Annotated in this window: 22 protein-coding genes, 2 tRNA genes and 1 riboswitch; of the genes, 20 read left to right on the forward strand and 4 right to left on the reverse strand. The window is 66.9% G+C overall.

What is annotated here, in order from left to right:
• The first annotated feature begins 38 nt into the window (after positions 1-38).
• Positions 39-797, forward strand: coding sequence for an SDR family oxidoreductase (locus AB4Y79_RS05715; protein WP_441859588.1), 759 nt, complete (start codon positions 39-41; stop codon positions 795-797).
• On the opposite strand, the gene AB4Y79_RS05720 is transcribed toward AB4Y79_RS05715, so the two are convergent.
• A complete protein-coding gene (locus AB4Y79_RS05720) occupies positions 794-1,798 on the reverse strand; it encodes an endonuclease/exonuclease/phosphatase family protein (RefSeq protein ID WP_441859590.1) in 1,005 nt (334 codons plus the stop codon). The genes AB4Y79_RS05715 and AB4Y79_RS05720 overlap by 4 nt on opposite strands.
• Before the next feature lie 61 nt (positions 1,799-1,859).
• Positions 1,860-2,249, reverse strand: coding sequence for a hypothetical protein (locus AB4Y79_RS05725; RefSeq protein WP_441859592.1), 390 nt, complete (start codon positions 2,247-2,249; stop codon positions 1,860-1,862).
• A 398-nt stretch (positions 2,250-2,647) separates the two neighbouring features.
• On the opposite strand from AB4Y79_RS05725, the gene ileS reads away from it, so the two are divergent.
• From ileS to ndk, 4 genes are read left to right on the forward strand one after another with little or no spacing between them, the layout of a single operon-like run.
• A complete protein-coding gene (gene ileS / locus AB4Y79_RS05730; RefSeq protein ID WP_441859594.1) occupies positions 2,648-5,974 on the forward strand; it encodes an isoleucine--tRNA ligase in 3,327 nt (1,108 codons plus the stop codon).
• A gap of 3 nt (positions 5,975-5,977) precedes the next feature.
• The gene (locus AB4Y79_RS05735; protein WP_441859596.1) at positions 5,978-7,336 is read left to right on the forward strand and encodes a bifunctional folylpolyglutamate synthase/dihydrofolate synthase; all 1,359 of its coding nucleotides are present in this window, start codon (positions 5,978-5,980) and stop codon (positions 7,334-7,336) included.
• A gap of 3 nt (positions 7,337-7,339) precedes the next feature.
• Positions 7,340-7,795, forward strand: coding sequence for a DUF4233 domain-containing protein (locus AB4Y79_RS05740; RefSeq protein ID WP_441859597.1), 456 nt, complete (start codon positions 7,340-7,342; stop codon positions 7,793-7,795).
• A 47-nt stretch (positions 7,796-7,842) separates the two neighbouring features.
• Positions 7,843-8,262, forward strand: a complete 420-nt coding sequence (gene ndk / locus AB4Y79_RS05745) for a nucleoside-diphosphate kinase (protein WP_441859598.1) — start codon at positions 7,843-7,845, stop codon at positions 8,260-8,262.
• A gap of 63 nt (positions 8,263-8,325) precedes the next feature.
• Here ndk and AB4Y79_RS05750 read toward each other — a convergent pair whose 3' ends face one another.
• A complete protein-coding gene (locus tag AB4Y79_RS05750) occupies positions 8,326-8,994 on the reverse strand; it encodes a vitamin K epoxide reductase family protein (protein ID WP_441859600.1) in 669 nt (222 codons plus the stop codon).
• A gap of 438 nt (positions 8,995-9,432) precedes the next feature.
• Here AB4Y79_RS05750 and AB4Y79_RS05755 point away from each other — a divergent pair, with 438 nt between their 5' ends.
• From AB4Y79_RS05755 to mctP, 15 genes are all read left to right on the forward strand, one after another.
• The gene (locus tag AB4Y79_RS05755; RefSeq protein WP_441859602.1) at positions 9,433-12,837 is read left to right on the forward strand and encodes an Rne/Rng family ribonuclease; all 3,405 of its coding nucleotides are present in this window, start codon (positions 9,433-9,435) and stop codon (positions 12,835-12,837) included.
• Between the two features lie 145 nt (positions 12,838-12,982).
• Positions 12,983-13,080: riboswitch (TPP riboswitch) on the forward strand.
• A gap of 7 nt (positions 13,081-13,087) precedes the next feature.
• On the forward strand, positions 13,088-14,608 hold the full coding sequence (gene thiD, locus AB4Y79_RS05760; RefSeq protein WP_441859865.1) for a bifunctional hydroxymethylpyrimidine kinase/phosphomethylpyrimidine kinase: 1,521 nt from the start codon (positions 13,088-13,090) through the stop codon (positions 14,606-14,608).
• Positions 14,609-14,872: 264 nt separating this feature from the next.
• Positions 14,873-15,181 (forward strand): 50S ribosomal protein L21, encoded by a 309-nt coding sequence (gene rplU / locus AB4Y79_RS05765; RefSeq protein ID WP_018761567.1) that lies wholly within the window; start codon positions 14,873-14,875, stop codon positions 15,179-15,181.
• Between the two features lie 61 nt (positions 15,182-15,242).
• Positions 15,243-15,506, forward strand: a complete 264-nt coding sequence (gene rpmA / locus AB4Y79_RS05770; protein WP_009372867.1) for a 50S ribosomal protein L27 — start codon at positions 15,243-15,245, stop codon at positions 15,504-15,506.
• Between the two features lie 118 nt (positions 15,507-15,624).
• Positions 15,625-17,214: a GTPase ObgE gene (gene obgE, locus AB4Y79_RS05775; RefSeq protein WP_441859605.1), complete on the forward strand. Its 1,590-nt coding sequence runs from the start codon at positions 15,625-15,627 to the stop codon at positions 17,212-17,214.
• Positions 17,204-18,355 carry a glutamate 5-kinase gene (gene proB / locus AB4Y79_RS05780; protein WP_441859607.1) on the forward strand — a complete coding sequence of 384 codons (1,152 nt, stop codon included), beginning with the start codon at positions 17,204-17,206 and terminating at the stop codon, positions 18,353-18,355. Before obgE ends, proB begins: the two co-directional genes overlap by 11 nt.
• 26 nt (positions 18,356-18,381) lie before the next feature.
• Positions 18,382-19,749 (forward strand): glutamate-5-semialdehyde dehydrogenase, encoded by a 1,368-nt coding sequence (locus AB4Y79_RS05785; protein WP_441859609.1) that lies wholly within the window; start codon positions 18,382-18,384, stop codon positions 19,747-19,749.
• An 80-nt stretch (positions 19,750-19,829) separates the two neighbouring features.
• The gene (locus tag AB4Y79_RS05790; protein ID WP_441859611.1) at positions 19,830-20,069 is read left to right on the forward strand and encodes a hypothetical protein; all 240 of its coding nucleotides are present in this window, start codon (positions 19,830-19,832) and stop codon (positions 20,067-20,069) included.
• A gap of 1 nt (position 20,070) precedes the next feature.
• Positions 20,071-20,748, forward strand: coding sequence for a nicotinate-nucleotide adenylyltransferase (gene nadD / locus AB4Y79_RS05795; RefSeq protein ID WP_441859867.1), 678 nt, complete (start codon positions 20,071-20,073; stop codon positions 20,746-20,748).
• Positions 20,749-20,755: 7 nt separating this feature from the next.
• Complete coding sequence (locus AB4Y79_RS05800; RefSeq protein ID WP_441859613.1) at positions 20,756-22,033, forward strand: hypothetical protein; 1,278 nt, start codon at positions 20,756-20,758, stop codon at positions 22,031-22,033.
• Between the two features lie 43 nt (positions 22,034-22,076).
• Positions 22,077-22,478 carry a ribosome silencing factor gene (rsfS, locus tag AB4Y79_RS05805; protein WP_441859615.1) on the forward strand — a complete coding sequence of 134 codons (402 nt, stop codon included), beginning with the start codon at positions 22,077-22,079 and terminating at the stop codon, positions 22,476-22,478.
• 117 nt (positions 22,479-22,595) lie between these two features.
• Positions 22,596-22,668 (forward strand) — tRNA-Ala (locus AB4Y79_RS05810).
• Between the two features lie 199 nt (positions 22,669-22,867).
• Positions 22,868-22,940 (forward strand) — tRNA-Ala (locus AB4Y79_RS05815).
• A 206-nt stretch (positions 22,941-23,146) separates the two neighbouring features.
• A complete protein-coding gene (locus AB4Y79_RS05820; protein ID WP_441859617.1) occupies positions 23,147-23,524 on the forward strand; it encodes a DUF3311 domain-containing protein in 378 nt (125 codons plus the stop codon).
• Positions 23,521-25,197 (forward strand): monocarboxylate uptake permease MctP, encoded by a 1,677-nt coding sequence (mctP, locus tag AB4Y79_RS05825; RefSeq protein WP_441859619.1) that lies wholly within the window; start codon positions 23,521-23,523, stop codon positions 25,195-25,197. The genes AB4Y79_RS05820 and mctP overlap by 4 nt, the downstream gene beginning before the upstream one ends.
• 20 nt (positions 25,198-25,217) lie before the next feature.
• Here mctP and AB4Y79_RS05830 read toward each other — a convergent pair whose 3' ends face one another.
• Positions 25,218-26,540, reverse strand: coding sequence for a class I SAM-dependent methyltransferase (locus tag AB4Y79_RS05830; RefSeq protein ID WP_441859621.1), 1,323 nt, complete (start codon positions 26,538-26,540; stop codon positions 25,218-25,220).
• Positions 26,541-26,578 lie beyond the last annotated feature (38 nt).

Below are 26,578 nucleotides of genomic sequence, written 5' to 3' on the forward strand. Positions count from 1 at the left end.
TTCCGGACGTTCCCCGCTGGTCCCGTTAGGGTTGTGCCATGACTGAGGACTTGCAGAAAAAGGCAGCACTGGTGACCGGCGCGAGCAGCGGAATCGGGGAAGCGACGGTCCGCGCCCTGCGCGCGGACGGCTGGACGGTCTTCGCCGTCGCACGCCGCGCCGACCGCCTCGCCGCACTGGCAGGGGAGACGGGCGCCGTCGCGATCCCTGCTGACATCGCAGAGGACGACGACGTGTCCCGGCTTCTCGCCCGGGTCACCGAGGCGGGCGGGATCGATACGCTCATCAACATCGCCGGCGGCGCTCGCGGGGCGGACAAGGTGGGCGCCGCCAGCACCGCCGACTGGGAGTGGATGTTCCGGGTCAACGTCCTTGGAACGATGAAGCTCACCCGCGCCTTCCTGCCGATGCTCCGCGCCACCGGCCGGGGAACAGTGCTCAACCTGACTTCCACGGCGGGCCTGGACGCCTACGAGGGTGGCGGAGGGTACAACGCGGCCAAGTTCGGCCAGCACGCCTTGACAAGTGCCCTCCGCCTGGAGGAAGCGGAGCACAACGTGCGCGTCATCGAGGTGGCGCCGGGCCTGGTGCAGACCGAGGAATTCGCGCTTAACCGCCTGGGCGATGCGCAGGCCGCCGGGAAGGTCTACCAGGGGGTGGAGAAGCCGCTGACCGCCGCGGATGTGGCAGACGTGGTCCGGTACGCCGTCTCCGCTCCGCACCACGTCAACCTGGACCAGATCGTCATCCGGCCGGTGGCGCAGGCCGCAACCCACAAACTGATCCGGAAGGGCTAGGAACCCTTGATGTGCAGGGTGGCCACCACCGCCGCATGGTCAGTTCCCGGAACCCGCTGGACCGAATAGTTCGAGCCCCGGATGTCCGGGCTGGTCACCAGATGGTCCAGCGTGATGCCGGGCAGCCGGTAGCCGCGCATCGGCCAGGTGGGCACGAGCCTGCTTCCAAGGGACGCGGCCACGTCCACGAGGGTCCGGCTGCCCCCGGTACCCGCCAGCAGCGACCGGAATTCGTGGTGGTCATAGGTGGCGTTGAAGTCGCCGGCCAGCAGCAGCGGACCGGCGCCGTTGTCCACTCTCCCCACGGCAGCGAGGTCGCTGCGCCATTGCTGGAGGGCGTCGCCTACGGGTGCCAAGGTGTGGACGGCTACTATCCGCAGCGACGTCCCGCTGCCATCGGCCAGTTCGAGGCGGGCCACGGGCATGGTGAATTGCGTTCCGGGGAGAACGCCGGCCTCCTTGAGCTTGTACGTGGAGTAAACGGCGGCGCCGCCTGCGCCCTCCCTGGCATGGGCAACCCGGTGGGGGAGCAGTTGGTCCAGTCCAGCCTCGGTAAGCTTCCGTTCCAGTGCGGGTGTGTATTCCTCCACCGCGAGCAGGTCCACGTGCCGGTCACGGACCATCCCCACGATGCCGGATGCGTCCGCACCGCCCAGTTCCGCGTTGATGGTCATGGCAACCAGCGGGACTGGCGCCGCTGCCTCGGCCGCAGGCTCCCGAATGTCCAACGGAAAAAGCCACAGCGCCTGGCATCCCAGCAGGACGGCTCCCACAACCTGCTGCCAGCGGCGTCGCCCGGCGAAGGCCAGGACAACTGCGGCCGCTCCGGGGACGGCGAACCACGGCGTGAAGGCCACCAGCTGCACCCCGAGCACCGGCCAGTCGGCGGGTACGGCGCGGACGGCCGAAACCGCCGCCACCGGAAGTGCCACGGGAAGGAACAGCCACCGGCACGCCGCAGCCGCACGCGCGGCCCCTGCGGAACGCTTCGAAGCTGTCATGGAGCGAGTCTAGGCAACATGCCCGCCACGGTCAGCCCCGCGATGGATTATGAGCTTGGGCCTACTGCCCGGTCCGGAAGACTGTGCCGCCCAATTTCCGTTGAATGAGTTTGGAGTCTTCGCTGACAACCGTCCAGTTCTTGCCGACATTAATTGCCCGTTGGCCGATGGGCTTCCAAAAATCGAGCTGCGTCTCCAAGGAAGCATCGCTGCCGTAAACGGCCAGGGACAGAAGTTCTCCACAGCTTCCCGACGAAGCGGAATACTTGGCGTCATTGTGGAGCACCAGCTCGGGGCACGACAGCCCGGCTAATTCCACGGCATCCTTCAGGTCGTCAATCGTGTCGAACGTCCCACCATCAGCTGGCGGCTGTTTGGCCTCCGGTGTGGAACACGACGCCAACGAGGCAGCCATGACGACGGCCGCAGTGGCCAGAACAATTCGGTTCATATCTGGTCCCCCTGTCAGAAATCTCCGTAAATCGACCCTATCGCAGAGCCCAAACGCGGTGCAGCCGCGCCCCAGGCTCCGGAATGGCACTGGACACGGCGGAAATAGTAGACTGGCCAGTGGCTATGACCCGGCAATCACCGGTGAGCTTCCGGAAGAACCCGCTGCCGCCCGTCCAGGGCCGGCCGCGTCAGTAGAACCGGACGGGTAAGCCCGTCACAGCAGTTAACGAGAGGCCGGTGCGGCGCCCGTTCCGTGAGGGACACGCAGCGCCGGTAAGTGAGGTGGTACCGCGGTGAGCGTGCAGTCCCAGGGCGGCACGGACGCCGTCCTCGCATCCTGAACGGAACAGCCGGCCTGCGCCGGAGGTTCACCGCGCCCAACCCAGGATGTCGAACATGACGTTTTACCCCAAGGCCTCAGCTTCCAGCACCCCAGCCAGCGGCAATGCCGGCGTTTCCGCCTCCGTGAAGTTCCCGGAGATCGAAGAGCGCATCCTGAAGTACTGGGACCAGGACGGCACTTTCCAGGCCAGCATCGACCAGCGCAGTGCCGACGCCCCCGGCGGCGAGCCGGGCAGCAACGAATTCGTGTTCTACGACGGCCCACCGTTCGCCAACGGCCTGCCGCACTACGGCCACCTCCTGACCGGTTACGCCAAGGACCTGGTGGGCCGCTACCAGACCCAGCGCGGCAAGCGGGTCGAGCGCCGGTTCGGCTGGGACACCCACGGCCTGCCTGCCGAACTCGAGGCCATGAAGCAGCTGGGCATGACGGACAAGACCCAGATCGAAGCCATGGGCATCGACAAGTTCAACGACGCCTGCCGGGCCTCCGTCATGAAGTACGCCGACGAATGGCGCAGCTACGTCACCCGCCAGGCACGCTGGGTGGACTTCGACAACGACTACAAGACACTGAACGTCGAGTACATGGAATCGGTCCTCTGGGCCTTCAAACAGCTGCACGACAAGGGCCTGACATACAACGGCTATAGGGTCCTGCCGTACTGCTGGAAGGATGAGACGCCGCTGTCAAACCATGAGCTCCGCATGGACGACGACGTCTACAAGAACCGCCAGGACCAGACGGTCACCGTCACGTTCCCCATCATCGCCGGCGAATCCGCGCTGTCCAAGGAGCTCGATGGCGTCCAGGCCCTCGCCTGGACCACCACGCCCTGGACGCTGCCCACCAACGCCGCGCTCGCCGTCGGACCCTCCATCATCTACGCGGTGCTCCCTGCCGGACCCAACGGCGTCAAGGCCGCCTCGGCCGACGCCCCGGTGACGGGCAGCTTCCTGCTGGCGGCAGACCTGCTGGGCAACTACGCGAAAGACCTCGGCTACGACAGCTTCGAGGACGCCGAAGCGGCGGTCGTTTCCACGCACACCGGTGCTGAGCTGGAGGGCCTGGCGTACCGGCGGCTCTGGGATGACTTCGCCGACAACGAAAAGTACGGCATGGAAAACGCCTGGCGCTTCCTGGTGGCCGATTACGTGACCACCACGGACGGTACCGGCATCGTGCACCAGGCTCCGGCCTACGGCGAAGATGACCAGAAGGTCTGCGAAGAAGCCGGCATTCCGGTGGTGCTCTCCGTCGACGAGGGCGCAAAGTTCCTGCCCCTGTTCAAGCACGGCGACCTCCACGACATCGCCGGACTCCAGGTCTTCGAGGCCAACAAGCCCATCACCCAGGTGCTCCGCGCCCAGGGCCGGCTTGTCCGGCAAGCGAGCTACGAGCACAGCTACCCGCACTGCTGGCGCTGCCGCAACCCGCTGATCTACCGCGCCGTGTCCTCCTGGTACGTCGAGGTCACCAAGTTCAAGGACCGGATGTCCGAACTGAACCAGGAGATCAACTGGATCCCCGGCAACGTCAAGGACGGCCAGTTCGGCAAGTGGCTGGACAACGCCCGCGACTGGTCCATCAGCCGCAACCGCTTCTGGGGCAGTCCCATCCCGGTGTGGCAGTCCACGGATCCCGAATACCCGCGCACCGACGTCTACGGCTCCCTCGCCGAAATCGAGGCCGACTTCGGCCGGCTGCCGCTGAACAAGGACGGCCAGGTGGACCTCCACCGGCCGTTCATCGACGAGCTCACCCGGCCCAACCCGGACGACCCCCGCACCCCGGAAGAGGGCCAGTCGGTGATGCGCCGCGTCGAGGACGTCCTGGATGTCTGGTTCGACTCCGGCTCGATGCCCTACGGCCAGGTGCACTACCCGTTCGAGAACGAAGCCTGGTTCAACACGCACAACCCGGCGGACTTCATCGTGGAATACATCGGCCAGACCCGCGGCTGGTTCTACATGCTGCACATCCTCTCCACCGCGCTGTTCGACCGGCCGGCCTTCCGCAATGTCATCAGCCATGGCATCGTGCTCGGCTCCGACGGACAGAAGATGTCCAAGAGCCTGCGCAACTACCCGGACGTCTCCGAGGTCCTGGACCGCGACGGCTCCGACGCCATGCGCTGGTTCCTGATGTCCAGCCCCATCCTCCGCGGCGGCAACCTGATCGTCACCGAGCAGGGCATCCGCGACGGCGTCCGCCAGGTCATCCTGCCGCTCTGGAACGTCTACAGCTTCTTCACCCTGTACACCAATGCCGCGAACGGTGGCGCCGGCTACGACGCCACGCTGCGCTACGACGGCTACGCCGACACACTGGACCAGTACCTGCTGGCCAACACCGGCGACCTGGTCCGGAATATGACCGCGCAGCTGGACTCGTATGACATCTCCGGTGCCTGCGATTCGCTGCGCAGCTACCTGGACATGCTCACCAACTGGTACGTCCGCCGCAGCCGGCAGCGGTTCTTCGACGAGGACAAGGACGCCTTCGACGCCCTCTACGCGGCCCTCGAGACGGTCACCCGCGCCGCGGCGTCGCTGCTGCCGCTCGTGTCCGAGGAGATCTGGCGCGGCCTCACCGGCGGCCGTTCCGTGCACCTGGCCGACTGGCCGGACGCCGACCTATTCCCGGCAAACCCGTCCCTGGTGCAGGCCATGGACCGCGTCCAGCAGATCTGCTCCACCGGGTCCTCGCTCCGCAAGGCAGCCAACCTCCGTGTCCGCCTGCCCCTGCAGGAGCTCACCGTGGTGGCACCCGGTGCCGGCGCGCTGGATGGTTTCGCCGCCGTCGTCGCCGATGAACTCAACCTGCGTGCTGTCCGCCTGCTCGACGCCGAGAACGCGTCCCCGGAGGAATTCGGCATCCAGCAGAAGCTGGTGGTCAACGCCCGCGCCGCGGGCCCGCGGCTGGGCAAGAACGTCCAGGCTGCCATCAAGGGCGCCAAGTCCGGCGACTGGTCAGTGGACGACGACGGTGTAGTCACCGCGGGCGGCCTGCGGCTGGAGCCCCAGGAGTACACCCTGGAGACCGTAGTGGCGGATTCCGACGGCGGTGACGGCGGCTCCAAGGCCGTGGCCGTCCTGCCTGGAGGCGGCTTCGTGGTGCTCAACACCGAGGTCACGCCCGAGCTTGAGGCCGAGGGGATGGCACGCGACATGGTCCGGGCCATCCAGCAGGCGCGCAAGGACGCCGGGCTCAACGTGAGTGACCGGATCCGAACCACGGTCACCGCCGCGCAGAACGTCGTGGCGGCCCTACTGGCGAACGCCGAACTGGTCAAGGGCGAGACCCTCACCGTGGACCTCACGGCAGAACCATCGGACGCCGCCGAACCGGTTGTCGCCGTCGAAAAAGTAGAGGCCTGATCCATGACTGACGAATTTTCCGTAGAGAGCGTCTACGCGGAACTGCTGGGCCGGGCGCCGGAAAACAAGATGGAGCCGCGCCTGGCTCCGCTGTTCCGGGCCATGGACGTGCTCGGTGAACCGAACAAGGCGTTCCCGATCATCCACGTGACAGGAACCAACGGCAAGACCTCGACGTCGCGGATGATTGAGTCCGTACTCCGCGCCCACGGCCTGAGTACGGGACGCTACACCAGCCCGCACCTGTCCAAGGTCACCGAGCGGATCAGCATCGACGGCCACCCTGTGCCTGATGAGACCTTTGTGCGGATCTGGGACGAGATCCGGCCCTACCTGCAGATCGTTGACGCGGAACTGGAAGCCGAGGGCCGGCCTTGGCTGACGTACTTTGAATGCCTCACCATCCTGGGCTTCGCCATTTTCGCTGACCAGCCGGTCAACGTGGCCGTCATCGAGGTGGGCCTGGGCGGCATCACCGATGCCACGAACGTCGGGGACGGCCTGGTCTCGGTGGTTACCCCGATCTCCCTGGACCACACCGACCTGCTCGGTGACACCACGGAGGACATCGCCCGTGAAAAGGCCGGCATCATCAAGCCCGGCGGGTACCTGATCAGCGCCGCCCAGCCCATCGACGCGGCCCAGGTGCTGCTGGAGAAGGCCAAGGAAGTGGGCGTGCCTTTCCGCTTCGAGGGCGTGGAGTTTGGTGTCGAGTCACGCACCGTGGCAGTCGGCGGCCAGATGGTCACCATCCAGGGCATCGCTGGCCGCTACCCGGACCTGCTGGTGCCGCTGCACGGGTCCCACCAGGCCCAGAACGCCGCCGTGGCGGTAGCAGCCCTGGAGGCGTTCTTCGGCGGCGAGAAGGAACTCGACTTCGAGGTCCTGCAGGAAGGCTTCGCGGCAGCGACCTCGCCGGGCCGCCTGGAAGTGGTGCGCACGGCGCCCACCATCATCGTGGACGCCGCACACAACCCCGATGGCATCAAGGCCTCCGCCGCGGCCTTGCAGGAAGCATTCACGTTCACCAAGCTGGTTCCGGTGGTGGGGGTGCTCAAGGAGAAGGACGCCGAGGAGATCCTGCGCGAACTCAAGGAATCCCTGGGCGGCCTGGCGGACGAGTACTGCTTCACCCAGTCCAACTCCCCGCGGGCGGTTCCGGCAGCCGAACTCGCAGAACTCGCGGTTGACCTGGGCTTCGGCGAGAACAACGTGCACATCGCAGAGAAACTGGATGACGCCCTGGAATGGGCCGTGCAGCGGGCAGAAGCCAACGACGACCTCTCCGGCGCAGTACTGGTCACGGGCTCCATCACCTTGGTGGCCGAAGCCCGGATCCTGCTCGGGAAGACTGAGGCGTAATCCGTGGCCAGACTCACAAAGGCACAGCGCGAATGGCGGCCCGGGATGCCGAAGAAGCGCCGCTCCACCAAGGTCATGTTCGCCTCCACGGTGCTGCTGCTGGAAGCGTTCGTCATGTTCTTCGCCACCCTGGCTGTGTTCGGCCTGCGCCGCGGGGAGTTCCCGCCCGCCCTGATCCTGGGCGTAGGCCTTGCCCTGAGTGCCGTCATGGTGGTGGCCTGCGCGGTCCTCAACAAACCCTGGGGAGTGGCACTGGGGTGGATCCTGCAGGTCATCCTGATCCTGACGGGGATCTTTGAGCCTGCCATGTTCCTGGTGGGCGCCCTGTTCGCCATCGCCTGGTGGTACGGGATCCGCACCGGCATCCGGCTGGACCGTGAAGCGGCGCAGCGCGCACGCGAGCAAGCTGAATGGGAAGCCTCCCACCCGGACCAGGCGGCCGGCCCGGCCCAGCCTTAGTCCCCGTAGACTTGACCCGAAACCCCACCCAAACCATTGGAGCAGTTGTGACTACAGAGCGCACCCTCGTCCTGATCAAGCCCGACGGCGTCGCCCGTAACCTGACCGGTGCCATCCTGGCCCGGATCGAAGCCAAGGGCTACAGCCTCGTTGAGCTGAAGAAGGTTGACGCCACCCGGGAACTGCTGGAGCAGCACTACGAAGAGCACGTGGGCAAGCCGTTCTACGAGCCGCTGGTGGAGTTCATGCTCAGCGGCCCGGTCGTGGCAGCCATCTTCGAAGGTCACCGCGTCATCGAAGGCTTCCGTTCATTGGCCGGCACCACCGACCCCACGACGGCGGCACCGGGCACCATCCGCGGCGACTTCGGCCGTGACTGGGGCCTGAAGGTGCAGCAGAACCTGGTGCACGGCTCGGACTCCACCGACTCCGCCGAGCGCGAGATCAAGATCTGGTTCCAGGCCTGACAGGTCCCGGAACAGCAAGAAGCCCTTGGTTCTTCGGAACCAAGGGCTTCTTTTGTCTGCGGTTCAGAAGCCGGATGTTCCCGCGAACACCTGGATGAACGCGAAGAAGATGGTGGCGATGACGGCCACGTATAGCAGTGCCGTGATGATCCAGCCGGAGTCACCGAGGATGCGTGTTGCGCGGGCGGGCATGGGGATGACGCCGGCCGTGATGTTCCGGATGGTGGTCCACACGAAAAGCGGGATCATGGCCGACCACACGATCATGCAGAACGGGCAGAGGATGTGGATGGAGTAAAGGGCCTGGGACCACAGCCAGACCACGAACGCGAAGCCGAGCGTGACGCCTGCCTGCAGGCCAACCCAGTACCAGCGGGCGAAGGTGGCGCCGGAAAGCAGGGCCATGCCGACCGTGATGATGATGGCGAACGCCACGATGCCGATGAACATGTTGGGGAAGCCGAACACGGAGCTCTGCCAGGTCTGCATGACCTGGCCGCACGAGATCCAGGGATTCACGTCGCACACGGTGGTGTGGTTGGGGTCCTTGAGTACTTCGAGCTTCTCCAGGACCAGCGTTCCGGAGGCAAGCCACCCCACGATTCCGGTGATGACCAGCAGCCAGCCGAACGGCCGGTTCCGGGTCATCGGGGGAAGGCTTTCGGCAGCACTGGTGCGCGGCTGGACGGCGCGGTCGCTTTCGTGGGCGCTGACGGGGGAGATGCTGGGCATGGGTGTGGCGTCCTTTTCATCCGGTGCTCCTGTGCCTGATTGTAGCGCCGGTGGCTGATGCTTCCACTCAGGAAAGGCAACGGAAACGCAGGCCTCCGCGGCGATCCTGCCCGGGTATGAGAGAATGACAGTGGCTGGAAGCCGATCCACATTCGGACTCCGGTCCGGTGGTTTGTTCCCAAGACCGCCAATGATGAGCAGGGCAGGCTTCGGAATTCTCCGGCACTCCCGCGACTCCATTGAGCGGCACCTGGTTGTGGCACGCAGAACAACGGGTTTTCAGAACAGCCGCCGGCTCCCGTGGGCTGCCGCACCCCAATGCCGGTGCGAACCTGGGAGCATCCAATTGACTTCTGTCAACGCCTGCGGGTTTTGACAATATGTGCCCCAATGGGTGCCGGATGTGGCGGTACGTCAGGGGCAGGAGTGTTGCCACATATGGACAATGATCGAGATCTGGCAGTTAACGACGAAGCAGCGGAAGCTGCTGCTGCACCCAAGAAAGCACCGCGCACCCGGCGCAAGGCGGTGCCCAAGGCAGACGCCGTGACCCCTGCGGAGGCCACGGCACCGGAAACCGCCGGCGATACGCCGGTGGAAGAACCCGTCGCGGAGAAGAAGGCCCCGGCCCGCCGCACCCGTGCCCGGAAGAAGCCCGACGCTGCTGAACCCCTTCCGGCATTCGCGGATGACGCCGAGTCCCTTGCCGCTGCCGCCGCCCATTCGGCTGAGGTTTCCGCAGCGGCACGGGCCGAAGAGGGCCCGGCCGCCATCCCCGCCACGGATGCCGAAGCGGACGTCGAAACGAAGCCCGTCCGCCGTCGTCGGGTAGCCACCCGCAAGGTCGCGTCCCCGGCCCCGGAGGCCGCATCACCGGCCGTGGATGTCGCTGCCGAGGCCCCGGCAGCACCGGAAGCCGTGGAAGAAGCGGCAGCGGAAGAAACCCCCGAGCAGGCTCCCGCGGCCCAGGAAATCGCCGGTGGACCAGGCACCGTGCAGGAGGCCCCCCGGGACGCTGCGCAGTCACCGGAGCCTGCCGCCGCCACCGACGCTCCTGAAGCCGGAAGCGAAGCCGCGTCCGCTGCGGCGGCGAGCCCCTTTGGTTCCCTGTTCCTCGAACCGGGTTCCGCGACGTCGGTCCTCTTCCAGGCCCCGGACCTGAGCACTGTGGTACGCCCCGCGGTGCCCGCGGCTGAGGAGACTGACGAGGACGAAGCCGAAGATGCCGACGACTCGGCCGGCCGGCGCCGGCGCCGCAGCCGTGGCCGCCGCGGCCGCAGCCGCATTGATGACAAGACGGACGAAGACACCGACGGCGCCACTGCAGAGGCTGACGCCGACGACGAAGGCGACGAGGACGCCAACGTGCAGCTGGAAGACGGCGTGACCTCGCGTCGTCGTCGTCGCCGCCGCCGCGGTGACCAGGACCTTGAGCTGACCGGCGGCGGGGATGACGACCCGCCCAACACGGTGACACGCGTCCGCGCGCCGCGCCCGGTCACCGAAGCGCCCGTGAATAACCGCGTCACCAGCGTCAAAGGCTCCACCCGCCTCGAGGCCAAGAAGCAGCGCCGCCGCGAATCCCGCGACACCGGCCGCCGCCGCACGGTGATCACCGAAGCCGAGTTCCTGGCCCGCCGCGAGTCCGTCGACCGGCAGATGATCGTCCGCCAGCGTGACGACAGAATCCAGATCGCCGTCCTCGAAGACGGCGTCCTGGCCGAGCACTTCGTGTCCAAGACCCAGCAGGACTCGCTGATCGGCAACGTGTACCTGGGCAAGGTCCAGAACGTGCTGCCGTCCATGGAAGCGGCGTTCGTTGACATTGGCCGCGGCCGCAACGCCGTGCTCTACGCCGGCGAGGTCAACTGGGAAGCCGTCAACCTCGAAGGCAAGCAGCGCCGGATCGAAAACGCGCTCAAGTCCGGCGACACCGTCCTGGTCCAGGTGACCAAGGACCCGGTGGGCCACAAGGGCGCCCGGCTCACCAGCCAGATCTCCCTCCCCGGACGCTACCTGGTGTACGTGCCAGGCGGCTCCATGACCGGCATCTCCCGCAAGCTGCCCGACGTCGAACGCAACCGCCTCAAGCGCATCCTCAAGGACCGTCTCCCCGAACACGCCGGCGTCATTGTCCGCACCGCGGCCGAGGGCGCGTCCGAGGAAGAACTGACGCACGACATCAACCGCCTCCGCGCGCAATGGGAAGGCATCGAGAGCCAGTCCACCTCCACCAAGATCCTTGCTCCCGAACTGCTGTACGGCGAACCGGACCTGACCATCAAGGTGGTCCGCGACGTCTTCAACGAGGACTTTTCCAAGCTCATCGTCTCCGGCGAGGAGGCCTGGGACACCATCGAGGCCTACGTCACGTACGTGGCCCCGGACCTGGTGGGACGCCTCGAGAAGTGGACCAAGGACCAGGACATCTTCTCCGCCTGGCGCATCGACGAGCAGATCCACAAGGCACTTGAGCGGAAGGTATTCCTGCCCTCCGGTGGTTCCCTGGTCATCGACCGCACCGAAGCCATGACCGTGGTGGACGTCAACACCGGCAAGTTCACCGGCAGCGGCGGCAACCTCGAGGAAACCGTCACCAAGAACAACCTCGAAGCTGCCGAGGAAGTGGTGCGCCAGCTGCGGCTGCGCGACATCGGCGGCATCATCGTGATCGACTTCATCGACATGGTGCTCGAATCCAACCGCGACCTGGTCCTGCGCCGCATGGTGGAATGCCTGGGCCGCGACCGGACCAAGCACCAGGTCGCCGAGGTCACGTCCCTTGGCCTGGTCCAGATGACCCGCAAGCGCATGGGCACCGGCCTGCTGGAAGTCTTCGGCGAGCAGTGTGAGGCGTGCGCCGGACGCGGCGTGGTGACCCACGACGATCCCGTGGAGCACCGGCGGGCCAATATCGTGGCGGCCGAACACCACGTCCAGCGCGCCGACAACCGTCCCGACGCCCGTGGGGAAGCCCACCGCCCCGAGGGGCAGCGGATCGACGCCGGCCAGCCCGGTCCCCGGACCGAGCGCAAACGCCGGCGCGGACGCGGCGGCCAGCAGGCCGAGTCGGTACCGGCACCTGCGGTGCACGTCCACACCGTGCAGCCTGATCCCGCCGACGCCGAGCGGCACGCCAAGGCGGAGGCCACCCGGCTTGCCCTGGCGAACATCGCCGCCGCCGCCCACGCGGCCCACGTGCACGACGACGAGCTGGCCGCGGCCCGGCAGGTGCCGGCACAGCAGGCTCCCGCCCCGCAAACGCCGGTGCAGCCTGCTCCGGCAGCCGACGGGGAAACGCACGACGCCGACGCCCACGGGCGTCCCGCGGCGGTCCTGACCTTTGGCGGCGAGAAAGTCCCGCTTCCGTTCGTGGAGCATGCGGAGGAGCAGCACCCCAGGCCTGCCCTGACGCTGGACCGGCTTGCGGAAGCATTCGCCCACCTCGGCCAGCCGGCGTCGCCCGTTGAGGCCGCATCGGGGAACGCCGGAGCCGCTGAGCCGGCAACGGAACAGACCGCGCCGGAGCACCTGCCGCAGGGCGGGGAAGCCCAGGCGCGCGTCGGGCAAGCGCCGGCTGAGAAGGACTACTCCGACCACACGCTGGAGCAGACCCGCGAACGCAGGCCGCGCCGCCACCGGGCAGCCAGCCGGGCCCAGGGTGCTGCCAACGAAACCGCTGTCCAGCACCATGAGAACGTGCAGGCCGCCAATACCGGCCACTCGCACGCAGCCAAGGCCCCGGAACCCGCGAAGCAGCAGACGGCAAAGCCTGCTGATACGGGCAAGCCGTCAGAGGAACCCATCATCCTCGGCGTCGGCGTTCCAGCCTCGGAACTCTAGGCCGCGCGTCAAAGGTTGCCTATGAAGTCCCCGTCCCGTGGACCGTTCCCCCCGTTATTTCGGGGGGAACAGTCCACCAGGCGGGGACTTCCCGCATCCGGGGGCCGTCACCTTTACCGCGGCCCGGGGCTACCGGCTAGGCTGGGAAACCGACACGGGGTGCCGCGCAGAAGGCCGGCTGAGATCCACACCCGTTGAACCTGTCCGGCTAGTACCGGCGAAGGGATGTCTGTTGTCTTCGACCCTTTCCATGCCCCTGCCAACTGCCTCCACGGCTCCCTCCGGGAGTCCGGTGGGCCGGGAGGTGCCACGTGTCCTCTCCATCGCGGGCTCCGATCCATCCGGTGGCGCAGGAATCCAGGCGGACCTCAAGAGCATTGCAGCCCACGGCGGATACGGCATGGCTGCCATCACCGCACTCACCGCACAGAACACCCGCGGCGTTGTGGCCGTCCACGTTCCACCGGCGCCCTTCCTGGCCCAGCAACTCGATGCCGTCAGCGACGACATCACCATCGACGCCGTCAAGATCGGCATGCTCGGTGACGAAGCGGTGATCCGCACGGTCCGCCAATGGCTCGAAAAGGTGCGTCCCGCCGTCGTGGTCCTGGACCCGGTGATGGTGGCCACCAGCGGCGACCGACTGTTGAAGGAATCCGCCGAAGCCGCCCTCCGGGAATTGCTGCCCCTTGCCCACCTCATCACCCCCAACCTGCCGGAACTCGCCATGCTGGTGGGTGAGGAGCCGGCAGGGGACTGGGAAGCAGCCTTGGACCAGGGCAGGCGCCTGGCTGATGCCACCGGCGCCACCGTTCTGGTCAAGGGCGGACACCTGTCAGGCGAAAGCTGCCCGGACGCGCTGGTGAACACCGCCGGCGTGCTGGCGCATGATGTCGTGGAAGTGCCCGGTACCCGCATCGATACCCGGAACAGCCATGGCACGGGCTGTTCGCTGTCCTCTGCCATGGCAACGGTCCAGGCCCGCCTGGGCGACTGGGAGGCGTCGCTGCGGACGGTCAAGCCCTGGCTTGCCGGGGCGCTTGAGAATTCGGGCCAGCTCGAGGTCGGCCGGGGGAACGGACCCGTGCACCACTTCCACCATGTGCGGCCACATCTCCAGGAAGGCGGCTTCGCTGCCCGGCTCTGGGCCGAAGCCCGGGAGGACCTGGCGGACATCTACGCCCTGGAGTTCATCCACGGCCTGGCCTCAGGCGAACTGGCTGAGAAGGACTTCGCCTACTATCTCGCCCAGGACGCCTTGTACCTGAACGGATACTCCCGGGTCCTGGCCCGGGCCAGCGCCCTGGCCCCCTCCGAAGCGGAGCAGCTGTTCTGGGCAGGCTCAGCCCGGCAGTGCCTTGAAGTGGAATCGGAACTCCACCGCTCATGGCTCAGCACCCGGCCCGGGCTAACCGGTCTTGGACCCGTCACCAAGGCTTACGTTGACCACCTCACCGCAGTGTCGGCGTCGGGCAGCTATGCCGTCCTTGCCGCCGCTGTCCTACCCTGCTTCTGGCTCTACGCCGAGGTGGGCAGGACATTGCACGGCCAGTTCCTCGCCGCGGGCGAACCTGACGGGCACGCCTACGCCGCATGGCTCCGCACGTACGCCGACGAAGGCTTCGCGGAGGCCACCCGGCAGGCCATCGCGATCGTGGATGCGGCGGGACGGAAGGTCTCTGACCAGGAACAGGCTGCCATGGTGACGGCGTTCAAGCAGTCCTGCCGGCTTGAAGTGGAGTTCTTCGACGCGCCGCGCCTGCACTCCTGACGTCCGACGGCGGCGACGCGGCTATGATGGATACGCACAGTTGCGGCGCTGCATGCCAAGTTGTGGTTACTATCACAGCCGGCCCGCCGGAACCAGCCTCATTTGCGGCTGGAGACGGATTTAGCGTATTCTGGATCTTCGGTGCTTACGCCAACACTTGGGTTATGACCCCACGGCGTTGAGGCACAGCGAGAAACCAGGCTTTTAGTGAGTCGGTTCCGCACGCAAATTTTGTTATAAACGTCGAGAGAAGTGAGTTCCCAAGTGGTGTACGCGATTGTCCGCGCAGGCGGCCGCCAAGAGAAGGTTTCCGTTGGAGACTTCGTTACCCTGAACCGCGTCGCCGGTGGAGCCGGCAGCACCATTGAGCTGCCCGCGCTGCTCCTGGTTGACGGTGACAAGGTCACCTCCGCAGCCAAAGACCTGGCCAAGGTAACTGTTACGGCTGAAATCCTCCAGGACCTGCGTGGTCCTAAGATTGTCATCCAGAAGTTCAAGAACAAGACCGGCTACAAGAAGCGCCAGGGTCACCGCCAGGAATTGACCAAGGTCAAGATCACCGGCATCAAGTAACCACCGGTTACTGTTCAGGCATTTCAACAGATTCCCCAGAATTTAGAGGCAGGCATTTCAGATGGCACATAAAAAGGGCGCGAGCTCCACTCGCAACGGTCGCGATTCCAACGCTCAGTACCTCGGCGTCAAGCGCTTCGGCGGCCAGGTCGTTTCCGCAGGCGAGATCATCGTCCGCCAGCGTGGCACCCACTTCCACCCGGGCGCCGGCGTTGGCCGCGGCGGTGACGACACCTTGTTCGCATTGACCCCGGGCGCCGTTGAATTCGGCACCCGCCGCGGACGTCGCGTAGTCAACATCGTTGCTGCTGCAGCCGCAGAGTAACAACCAGTTTTGAAGCGGTGGAGCGGGCCTGAGGGCCCGCTCCACTGTTCTTTTAACCGCACTACAATCGTTGTGGCGTCCCCGGGCGCCGCGTAAACAGCATTCTGAGGAGATCCACGTGGCCAGCTTTGTAGACCGGGTAGTACTTCACGTATCCGGCGGATCCGGCGGCCACGGATGCGTTTCCGTCCACCGTGAGAAGTTCAAGCCGCTGGGCGGGCCCGACGGCGGCAACGGTGGCGATGGCGGCGACGTGATCCTCCGTGTGGACCACCAGACCACCACCCTCCTCGATTACCACCACGCACCGCACCGGCACGCCAGCAACGGCGGTCCCGGCATGGGCGACTGGCGCGGCGGCAAGAACGGCGAGACCCTGATCCTTCCCGTTCCGGACGGCACAGTGGTCAAGTCAAAGGACGGCACCGTACTGGCGGACCTTGTGGGTGAGGGCACCGAGTACGTCGCCGCAGCCGGCGGCGTGGGCGGCCTGGGCAACGCCGCCTTGTCCTCGCAGAAGCGGCGCGCACCCGGTTTCGCGCTGCTGGGAATCGAAGGCGACTCCCGCGATGTGGTCCTGGAACTGAAGTCCATCGCAGACATCGCCCTGGTGGGCTTCCCGTCTGCCGGAAAGTCCAGCTTGATCGCTGCAATGTCCGCCGCCCGGCCCAAGATCGCCGACTACCCCTTCACCACCCTGATTCCCAACCTTGGCGTCGTGCAGGCGGGCGAGGTCCGGTTTACCATCGCCGACGTCCCCGGCCTGATCGAAGGCGCCAGCGAGGGCAAGGGCCTGGGACACAACTTCCTGCGCCACGTCGAGCGCTGCGCTGCCTTGGTCCACGTGCTTGACTGCGGCGCCCTCGAATCCGACCGCGATCCGCTCTCGGACCTCGCCATCATCGAGGCTGAGCTCGAAAAGTACGCGGTCGACATGAGCTACGCGGGCTCCGACGGCCAGGTGGTTCCCCTCAACCACCGCCCCCGCCTGGTCGCTTTGAACAAAGTGGACCTGCCTGACGGCAAGGACATGGCCGAATTCGTGCGCCCGGAACTGGAATCGCGCGGATACCGCGTCTTTGAGGTCTCCGCCACCAGCCACGAGGGCCTGCGCCAACTTGGGTTCGCCATGGCCGAGATCGTCAAAGCCGCCCGCGACGCCGTTGCCGCCGAGCCGCCCAAGGTCAAGCCCGTCGTGCTGCGGCCCCGTGCCGTCAATGAAGCCGGGTTCAAGATCCGCCGCGAGGAGAAGAACCTGGAGCCGCTGTTCCGCGTCCTCGGCGAGAAGCCCGAGCGCTGGGTCAAGCAGACCGACTTCACCAACGAGGAAGCCATCGGCTACCTGGCAGACCGGCTGGCCAAGCTCGGCGTGGAGACCGAACTGTTCAAGCAGGGCGCCAAGCCGGGGGACACTGTGGTCATCGGTGAGGATGACGGCGTGGTCTTCGACTGGGAGCCCACCATGATGGCGGGCGCCGAACTCCTGGCCTCACCCCGTGGCACGGACGTGCGCTTCGCCGATATCGGCGACCGCCCCACGCGCGGCCAGAAGCGCGAGGAACAGCAGGAGCGCAAGGACGCCAAGGCTGCCGCGCGCGCCGAACTCGAGGCTGAACGCAAGGCCGGCATTTGGACCGAGTCCGTCAGCGGGCGCCGTGCTGCCCGGCCCGTCAAGGACGGCGGAATGGAAGCGGACGATGACCTCTAGGGTCCCGGACACGGCGCCCGTTGCGGGCTCCGTGGACAGAAGCCTGCTGGCAGGGGCCCGCCGCATCGTGGTGAAAGTGGGGTCTTCCTCGCTCACCAGTATCAAGGGCGGCATTTCCGAGGAGTCGCTCACGGCTTTGGCCGACGCCCTGGCCGCCAAACGCAACGCCGGTGCCGAAATCATCCTGGTGTCCTCGGGCGCCATCGCCGCCGGGCTGGCCCCGCTGGGGCTTGCAAAGCGCCCCCGGGATCTGGCCACCCAGCAGGCCGCGGCCAGCGTGGGCCAGGGCCTGCTGATGGCCCGGTACACCCAAGCCTTCGGTGCGCATGGCGTCACCGTCAGCCAGGTCCTGCTCACGGCCGAGGACCTCATGCGCCGCAGCCAGCACACCAACGCCCTCCGCGCCATGGACCGGCTGCTGAACCTCGGGGTGGTACCCGTCGTCAACGAGAACGACACCGTGGCCACCCACGAAATCCGCTTCGGCGACAATGACCGGCTCGCCGCCCTGGTGGCGCACCTGGTGCGCGCCGACGCGCTCGTGCTGCTGTCCGACGTCGACGCCCTCTACGACGGTCCGCCCGCGCACGGTGCCAAGCGCATCCCGCTGGTCACCGGTGCCCACGACCTCGAAGGCGTGTCCATTGGCAAAGCAGGGAAGGCCGGGGTGGGCACCGGCGGAATGATGACCAAGGTGGAAGCGGCCAGCATGGCGGCAGGTTCGGGAATCCACGCCCTGGTAACGTCCACGCCCAACGCGGCCGCGGCCCTGAACGGCGAGGACGTCGGCACATGGTTCTCCGTGAACGGCTCGCGCAAGCCGGTACGCCTCCTGTGGCTGGCCCATGTCGCTTCCGTGCAGGGCCGGCTCATCCTGGACGACGGCGCGGTGCGGGCCGTACGCCACCATCACACGTCCCTGCTGCCTGCGGGCATCTCTGCAGTGCACGGCGACTTCGAAGCGGGCGACGCCGTTGAACTGGCCGGCGCGGACGGCGTCGTAGTTGCCAGGGGACTGGTGAACTACTCATCCCAGGAACTGCCGCACATGCTGGGACGCTCCACCCGGGAACTGGGCGAGGAACTGGGCAGCGGCTATGACCGCGAAGTTGTTCATGTTGATGACCTGGTGCTGGTCTAAGCTGCCGGCTCGCCTAAACTTGGACCATGACTGAAGCCCTGATCCACGCAGCTGTTAATACCGGAACCACTGCCGCCCACGCGCAGCCGGGTCCCGTGGCAGGACAGGCAGCAGCCGGGATGCCGGTCCCCGCAGCAGACGTCGAAGCGGCAGTCCACGCCATCGCGGACCGCTCCCGCCACGCCGCCCGCAGCATGGCCACCGCCAACCGGGCATGGAAAGACCGCGGCCTCCGCGCCGTGGGAGCCGCCCTCCGGGAGAACGTACAGGCCATCCTCGCCGCCAACGCCATGGACGTTCAGCGCGGCAAGGACAACGGCACGTCCAAGGCGCTCCTGGACCGGCTCACCCTCACCGAAACCCGTGTTGAGGCCCTGGTGGCGGCCCTTGAGAACCTGGCGAACCTCCCGGACCCCGTGGGCAACGTTGTCCGCGGCCAAACCCTCCCCAACGGACTGCGCCTTCGGCAGGTCAACGTACCCATGGGCGTGGTGGCAGCCATCTACGAGGCCCGCCCCAACGTCACCGTGGACATCGCAGGGCTGGCGCTCAAGAGCGGCAACGCCGTGATCCTGCGCGGCGGCAGCGCAGCCGAAGCCACCAACCAGGTTCTGGTGCGGGTACTGCGTGAAGCCCTCGAGTCGGTTGGCCTGCCGGCCGACGCCGTGCAGACGGTGGACCAGTTCGGCCGCGCCGGCGCCAACGTCCTGATGAAGGCCCGCGGCCGGGTGGATGTCCTGATTCCGCGCGGCGGCCGCGACCTCATCCAGACGGTCGTTACCAATTCGGCCGTGCCGGTCATCGAGACAGGGGAGGGAAACGTCCATATCTTCCTGGACGAGTCCGCGGACGAGACCATGGCAGTGGAGATCCTGCTCAACGCCAAGACCCAGCGGCCCAGCGTCTGCAACACCGTGGAAACCCTGCTGGTCCACTCCGGCGCGACCGTGCTGCCCGCCGTCGCGGCTGCCCTCCGAAACGCGGGGGTCCGCCTGCACGTTGACGAGCGGATCAGCGCCGCCCTGCCTGCCGGGATCGAGTCGGAGCCGGCCACCGACGCGGATTGGGCAACGGAATACATGGACCTGGACCTTGCGGTGGCCATGGTGGACAGCCTCGATGAGGCCGTCCAACACATCCGCACCTGGTCCACGGGGCACACCGAAGCGATCCTCACCAACAACCTCGCCAACGCTGAACGGTTCATCGCGGAGGTGGATTCCGCGGCGGTGATCGTCAACGCCTCAACGCGGTTTACGGACGGCGGCGAGCTGGGCCTTGGCGCAGAGGTGGGGATCTCCACCCAGAAGCTGCACGCCCGCGGCCCGATGGGCCTGACCGAGCTCACCACCACGAAGTGGATTGTCCAAGGCGAAGGCCAGGTCCGCGGGTAGCAACGCGGTAACATAGACCAGAACCTTAGAAAGCGGCGGAAGGTTCCGCTGCCCGAAAATCCTTGAACATAGGGGAGAAAATGCTGCTCCAGCAGATCGTCACGTCCATCGCCGCCGCAGGCGACGCAGCCCACGAGGAGCCTGCCCCGCTGCTGGCCGAGCCGTGGGTTTTCGGCGTGTCAATGTTCGCCATCCTGATGGTCCTGATGTTCATCGCCTGGTCCTACAACAACCTGGGCAACCGGCACGCAGCCACCGACGAGCACGCGGATCCGCACCGCCAGCACCCCAACAAGCACGATCGCGGGCAGGGCCACTAACATTTCGCACAACCTGCACCGCAATGGTGCCCGGGGACGGCTGCGGCTGGGTGTGATGGGTGGGACATTCGATCCCATCCATCATGGCCACTTGGTGGCAGCCAGCGAAGTCGCGGCCGAATTCGACCTCGACGAGGTGGTCTTCGTCCCCACCGGGCAGCCATGGCAAAAGTCCCATAAACAGGTCAGCGAGCCTGAGCACCGCTACCTGATGACCGTCATCGCCACGGCCTCCAATCCGCGCTTCACCGTCAGCAGGGTTGACGTGGACCGGCCAGGTCCCACCTACACCATCGACACCCTGCGCGACCTTCGGGCCCAGCGGCCGGACGCCGATCTGTTCTTCATCACGGGTGCTGACGCCCTGGCGCAGATCCTGTCCTGGAAGGATATTGACGAGCTCTGGTCGCTGGCGCACTTCGTGGGAGTCACCCGCCCGGGACACGTCCTCGACGGGATGGGCCGTGAGGATGTCAGCCTCCTGGAAGTCCCGGCGATGGCCATCTCATCCACGGATTGCCGGGCCCGCGTGGCAGCCAACCATCCGGTGTGGTACCTGGTCCCGGACGGGGTGGTGCAGTACATCGCCAAGTACGATCTCTACGCCCTCTACGCCGATCCGCCGTCAGGCGCGGATGAACCAACTTCCGAAGCCCGCGAACCAGCCAGTACTGAATGAGTTCTCAATGAGTCAGGAACAGCCCCCCATCCGCAGCCGCCGGGAACTCCGGAAGGCCAGGGACGCCCAACAGGCAACCCCGGCCGCCACGGAGCAACGCCCGCCTGCCGCGAATCGGCCGGCCCCCGGCACGCCCGGAGCTGCCCGGCAGGAACCTGCCGTCCGTCCTGCCTCGTCCGCAAGCGCCGAGCCCGCCGGCCGTCCGCAAGCTGTTCCAGGCCAGGGCGCCCCCCAGCGCTCATCCCAGATCCGGGCCCGCGACCGCGCCGCCTTGCGCACCATCAAGGAGCTCGAAGAGAAAGAGGGCCAGCTGTCCGCCGGCGGCCCGCCCACCCGGCGCCAATTACGGCTGCAGCAGCTCAAGGAGCAGGCGCTGACGGCCGCCAACCCGGTGGTTCCCCCCGCAGCAGGCCCACCGGCGCCGCCGGCCACCGGGACTCCGGCGCCCGCGGCAAAGCCCGCCGCTGGGGAGCGCGGGGCAGAGGACACGCTCAACCCCGCGGCCACAAGAGGCGGCCTCGACCCGGCCCCTGCCACCGCGCCGGACGGCATGACGGTGGAGCAGGCCTTGGAAGCGCGCGCGCTCATCGCAGCACAGGCCCGGAACCAGATCGCCAAAATGGAGCACATCGCCTCCCACGACCCCGAAGCGGTGGATCCGGAGATCCTCGCCGAACAGATCGCGCTGGCCGAAAGGGCTGCGGTCTTGAACCGTCGGGCTATGGCCCGGCAGAAACTCGCCGAACAGGCGGGAGGCGCCGCCAACCCCGCGGCGAACCCGGCATCGGATGCCGCCTCCCAGGACAAGGCAGGGCCGTCCACTGCCAGCAACCTTGCCATGGTCACGCCGCTCGAGTTCGTCCAGGTGCCCGGCGTTGAGCGCCCGGTGATGAAACCGCCGGCAACCTCCCATGTTCCGGTCACGACCCGCCCCGGCACGAAGGTCCAGGGTGGCGGAAAACGCCGGCCCGGCGCCCGTACCAAGACAGCACCTGCCGATTCCGGCACCGGCCGCTCCCAGGTGATCGCCCGTGCCGAAGCTGCGGCCAAGGCGGCCAGCCGGCCCAAACCGGCAGCGCGTACGGAGGGCCAGTCTGAGGACCTGTTCGAGGACCTTCCCCGGGTGCCGGCCAGGTCCGCCTACGGCCTCGATCCGCTGGATGCCGCAACGGCAGGCCTCACCAGGGCCCGGCGTAACCGGGTCCTGCAATTCTGTATCCTCGCGTTCGGGATCCTGGCCCTGGTTGCCGGCATCATCCTGATCGTCACCGGCATGTCCCGCTGACCCGACCAGCGGCATCAAACACTTAACCCAAACAAGGAGTCCCGTGACTGCAACAGAAACGTCCATCGCCATGGCCCGTACGGCCGCCAAGGCTGCCGCCGACAAGATAGCCCACGACATTGTGGCCCTGGACGTGAGCGAGCGGCTGGCCCTCGCGGACGTCTTCCTCATCGCCTCAGCACCCAGCGAACGCCAGGTTAACGCCATCGTGGACGGCATCGAGGAAGAACTTGCCAAGCAGGACCTCCGCCCGGTGCGCCGTGAGGGCCGGTCCGGCGGCCGATGGGTGCTCCTGGACTACTCGGACATCGTCATTCACGTCCAGCACGAGGAAGACCGCGTTTTCTACGCGCTCGAACGGCTTTGGAAGGACTGCCCAGTGGTGGACCTGCAGCTCGTCGACGACGTCCCTGCCCAGGCCGCCGCGGTGTCCGACGGCGAGTAGGCACGGCGCCAGATCGGTGAATATTCCCGATTTGGAATTTTCGGAATTGCTGTTCTAAGATATTTGAGTTGCTTCGGGGGAGACCCGGAAGAAAGCTTCTCGGAGCGGCAACATTCCGGGGCTGTGGCGCAGCTGGTAGCGCACCTGCATGGCATGCAGGGGGTCAGGGGTTCGAGTCCCCTCAGCTCCACCGGTAAATCCGCCGGAACCTTCACGGTTCCGGCGGATTTTTGGTTAAGCCGCGTTCGCGGCAGCCGCATGGTGCAAGTTCCGGGGGCAGCCGGCGGACGCCAAGCAGATGGGAAACGCCCGATTGGCGTACAGCGCAAAAGTGCATTACTCTGGTCAGGTTGCTCCGGGGAATTCGACCGGAAGGGACAGGTTTTTACGGGGCTGTGGCGCAGCTGGTAGCGCACCTGCATGGCATGCAGGGGGTCAGGGGTTCGAGTCCCCTCAGCTCCACCGTAAGAAGCACGAAAAAGGGAACCATCACTTGGTGATGGTTCCCTTTTTTGGTTGCTGCCCGGAACGGGATCAGCCCCGGTGGAAAACTCTTCCCGCGCAGGTCAAACGGGGGTACAACTGATGTTGGAGGGCACAGCGTCCCGCCGCTGGGCCGGATTCACCCGGAGCGCAGCCTAGGGACGTCGCTGACGAGGAGGTCGCAGATGTCCCATGCAGATGATTCCGCCTACGGTGCGAACGGCGAAGCGTTTCCGAACGGAACACCGCTTTCCCGTGATACGGCGATCCGCGGACCGGCCAGGCCGGCCCCCTACATTGGTGCAGGCGTTCTGCTGGCTGCCGCCATTCTCCTACCGCTGATGCCGCAGCTGTACTCCTTTGACGCGCCCCGGCTGGGCGGCATGCCGTTCTTTTACTGGTACCAGCTGGTCTGGGTGCCAGTTTCGGCTGTGTTGACCGGCACAGCCTATTGGCTGGTCAACAGGGAAGACCGACGACGGCGGGCCGAGGCACGTGCCGGCGGCCCGCCGAGGGCGGCCGGCACCTCCGCCGGGACCGGGCTGGGAGGGGACCGGCCATGAACGGACGCGAAATTAACTGGACCGCCCTGGTCATCGTGGTGCTGTTGTTCGTCGTCGTGGCCGTCATGGGGTTCCTGGCCGCCAAGTGGCGGCGCGGACCCGACGTGGAGGGCCTGCACAGCCTCGACGAGTGGGGGCTGGGCGGCCGCGGGTTCGGAACCTGGATCACCTGGTTCCTGCTGGGCGGTGACCTCTACACCGCGTACACCTTCGTGGCGGTCCCGGCGGCGATGTGGGCCACGGGCGCGGTCAGCGGCTTCTTCGCCGTCCCGTACACCATCGTCCTCTACCCGATCATCTTCATCATCATGAGCCGGCTGTGGTCGGTGTCCCACCGCCACGGCTACGTCACCTCGGCGGACTTCGTGGGCGGCCGGTACGGGAGCCGGTGGCTATCCCTGGCCGTGGCCGTCACTGGAATCGTTGCCACGATGCCGTACATCGCGCTGCAGCTGGTCGGTATCAAGGCGGTGCTCACTGTCCTGGGCCTGGGAAGCTCCGGCAACGTGCTGCTGACGGACCTGCCGCTGATCCTGGCCTTCGTGGTCCTCGCCGCGTACACCTACACCTCCGGCCTGCGGGCACCGGCGATGATCGCCGTCGTCAAGGACCTGCTGATCTACCTCGCTGTTATCGTGGCCGTGATCTACCTGCCCATCAAGTTCGGCGGCTGGGACACGATCTTCAACTCCGCGCAGGCCAAGCTGGGCACTGTCAGCCAGGCCACGGGCAAGCCGGCGGGCGTCTTCATTCCGGCCGCCGCCAACTACTCCGCATACTGGTCACTGGCGCTTGGTTCGGCCATGGCACTGTTCATGTACCCCCACTCGGTGACAGCCGTGCTGGCCTCGAAGGCGCGGAACACCATCCGCCGCAACGCCGCGATCCTGCCGCTGTACTCGTTGATGCTCGGCTTCCTGGCCCTACTGGGATTCGTTGCGATCCAGGCCGGCACCAAGCCCATCGACCTGGATGGGTCGGTCAATCCGCAACTCGTGGTGCCGCAGCTCTTCCTTGACCACTTCCCGGCCTGGTTCGCGGGAATCGCGCTGGCCGCCATCGCCATCGGCGCCCTGGTGCCGGCAGCGATCATGTCCATCGCCGCCGCGAACATGTTCACCCGCAACATCTACCGCGACTTCATCCGGCCCGACGTCGATGCAAGGACCGAGGCGAAAGTATCCAAGATCGTCTCGCTGGTGGTGAAGGTGGGCGCGCTCGTGTTCGTCATCGCGATGGACCAGTCCGCCGCCATCAACATGCAGCTGCTGGGCGGCATCTGGATCCTGCAGACGTTCCCGGCCGTGGTGGCCGGCCTGTACACCCGCTGGTTTGACCGGTGGGCCCTGCTGGCCGGCTGGGCGGTGGGGATCGTCTTCGGAACCGTGTCCGCCTACAACGTGGTCAATCCGGTCACCAAGGCCCATTTCGGCGGCTCGGTGGCAGCCTTCCCGGGCACGGACTTCAGCGTGTACATCGCAGTGTCGGCGTTCGCGCTCAACCTGGTGGTCGCCGTCGTCCTGACCGTGGTGCTGCGGGCACTGAAGGTCCGGACGGGGGAGGACCTGACCCGGCCGACGGACTACGCCGCCGACGAGACGGACCCGAAAGTGGTGCAGATCGAGCAGACCCAGCATTACACCCAGCCGGGCGGCCCTTCGCCGGTCGCGTAGCGTCACGGCCGGGCTCTGGGTCACAGCCAGTCATTGCGGCGCAGTGGTGGCTCCGCCCCGCCCGGCCGGCGGGCCAGGACCTGGTTGACCCCGGTCAGCCCGTCTTCGAAGCCCAAGGCGCTGGCCGCCATGTACAGCCGCCATACCCGGGCGCGCCCCGCACCCGCCAAGGCCACCGCTTCCTCCCAGTTCTGTTCCAGCCGCCTGACCCAGGCCCGGAGGGTGAGGGCATAGTGGCGGCGGAGGGCTTCGACGTCGAGAACTTCGAAGCGGGCCGTTTCCAGGGCGGCCACCATCTCGCCCAGGCTGATCATTTCACCGTCGGGGAACACGTACCGGGGAATGAACGAGTCAGGGTCGGGGCTGGTGGGCCCGGCGTTCCAGGAGATGGCGTGGTTCAGCAGCCGGCCCCCGGGCCGGAGCAGCCCGAAAAGCGCTGCGGCGTAGGCAGGGGTCTGGGCCCGGCCCACGTGCTCGGACATCCCGATGGAACTGATGGCGTCGAACGGTCCGTCCTGAACGTCCCGGTAGTCCTGGACCCGGATCTCCACGCTGCCGGTCAGGCCGGCGTCCGCAGCCCGCTTGCGGGCCAGGGTGGCCTGTTCGGTCGACAGCGTCACGCCCACCACGCTGACCCCGTACCTGGCCGCCGCGTGGATGGCGAAGCTGCCCCAACCGCACCCTACGTCCAGGACCCGCATCCCGGGCTGGAGGCCCAGTTTGCGGCAGACAAGGTCCAGCTTGGCCTCCTGCGCCGCGTCGAGTCCCCTGTCCGGGACATCCGGATCCGGCGCTCCGCCGGCCGGCCATACCGCGCAGGAATAGACCATGGAGGGTCCGAGCACCAGGGCGTAGAAGTCATTGCCGACGTCGTAATGATGGGAGATGGCAGCCGAATCCCTGCCGCGTGAATGCATCCTGCCCTTCCTTGCGATGCGGGCTTCCTCTGGCGGCGGAACCGGGTTGGAACCCACCGCCCCCAGCCTGACCGCCGTCCTTGCCAGCAGCCACAGTTCGCGGGCAGTGGGCGGCCGGAACGGGCCCGGCTCGGCGAACTTCCCGGCCGAGCTCAGTGCCCCGAAGGCGGCGAAGACGTCACCCGGCGCGTCGATCTCGCCCGCCACGTAGGCCCGGCTCAACCCCAGCTGCCCCGGCGACCAGAGCATGCGCCGCAGGGCCTTCCGGGACCTGAACTCCAGGACCGGCGCATCTGCGGGTCCGGCCTCCGAGCCATCCCAGGCCCGCAGGCGCAAGGGGATCGTCTCCGTGCCGAGCACCACCCCCAACGCCTTTGCCAGCCGGTCAGCATGTCCTGTGGTCCTTGCGGCTCCTGCAGTGTCCATGGGCCTACCCTAAGGCTGCGCTGCCCCCTCCGCGACTA

Origin of the sequence: Pseudarthrobacter sp. YAF2, assembly GCF_052113345.1 — a bacterium.
Lineage (GTDB): Bacteria > Actinomycetota > Actinomycetes > Actinomycetales > Micrococcaceae > Arthrobacter.

Bases quoted from the DNA above. Each gene is read 5' to 3' on its own strand.
- AB4Y79_RS05715 (WP_441859588.1), top strand. From the start codon at position 39: ATGACTGAGGACTTGCAGAAAAAGGCAGCACTGGTGACCGGCGCGAGC.
- AB4Y79_RS05720 (WP_441859590.1), bottom strand. From the start codon at position 1,798: ATGACAGCTTCGAAGCGTTCCGCAGGGGCCGCGCGTGCGGCTGCGGCG.
- AB4Y79_RS05725 (WP_441859592.1), bottom strand. From the start codon at position 2,249: ATGAACCGAATTGTTCTGGCCACTGCGGCCGTCGTCATGGCTGCCTCG.
- ileS (WP_441859594.1), top strand. From the start codon at position 2,648: ATGACGTTTTACCCCAAGGCCTCAGCTTCCAGCACCCCAGCCAGCGGC.
- AB4Y79_RS05735 (WP_441859596.1), top strand. From the start codon at position 5,978: ATGACTGACGAATTTTCCGTAGAGAGCGTCTACGCGGAACTGCTGGGC.
- AB4Y79_RS05750 (WP_441859600.1), bottom strand. From the start codon at position 8,994: ATGCCCAGCATCTCCCCCGTCAGCGCCCACGAAAGCGACCGCGCCGTC.
- AB4Y79_RS05755 (WP_441859602.1), top strand. From the start codon at position 9,433: ATGGACAATGATCGAGATCTGGCAGTTAACGACGAAGCAGCGGAAGCT.
- thiD (WP_441859865.1), top strand. From the start codon at position 13,088: ATGCCCCTGCCAACTGCCTCCACGGCTCCCTCCGGGAGTCCGGTGGGC.
- rpmA (WP_009372867.1), top strand. From the start codon at position 15,243: ATGGCACATAAAAAGGGCGCGAGCTCCACTCGCAACGGTCGCGATTCC.
- proB (WP_441859607.1), top strand. From the start codon at position 17,204: ATGACCTCTAGGGTCCCGGACACGGCGCCCGTTGCGGGCTCCGTGGAC.
- AB4Y79_RS05785 (WP_441859609.1), top strand. From the start codon at position 18,382: ATGACTGAAGCCCTGATCCACGCAGCTGTTAATACCGGAACCACTGCC.
- AB4Y79_RS05790 (WP_441859611.1), top strand. From the start codon at position 19,830: ATGCTGCTCCAGCAGATCGTCACGTCCATCGCCGCCGCAGGCGACGCA.
- AB4Y79_RS05800 (WP_441859613.1), top strand. From the start codon at position 20,756: ATGAGTCAGGAACAGCCCCCCATCCGCAGCCGCCGGGAACTCCGGAAG.
- AB4Y79_RS05820 (WP_441859617.1), top strand. From the start codon at position 23,147: ATGTCCCATGCAGATGATTCCGCCTACGGTGCGAACGGCGAAGCGTTT.
- mctP (WP_441859619.1), top strand. From the start codon at position 23,521: ATGAACGGACGCGAAATTAACTGGACCGCCCTGGTCATCGTGGTGCTG.
- AB4Y79_RS05830 (WP_441859621.1), bottom strand. From the start codon at position 26,540: ATGGACACTGCAGGAGCCGCAAGGACCACAGGACATGCTGACCGGCTG.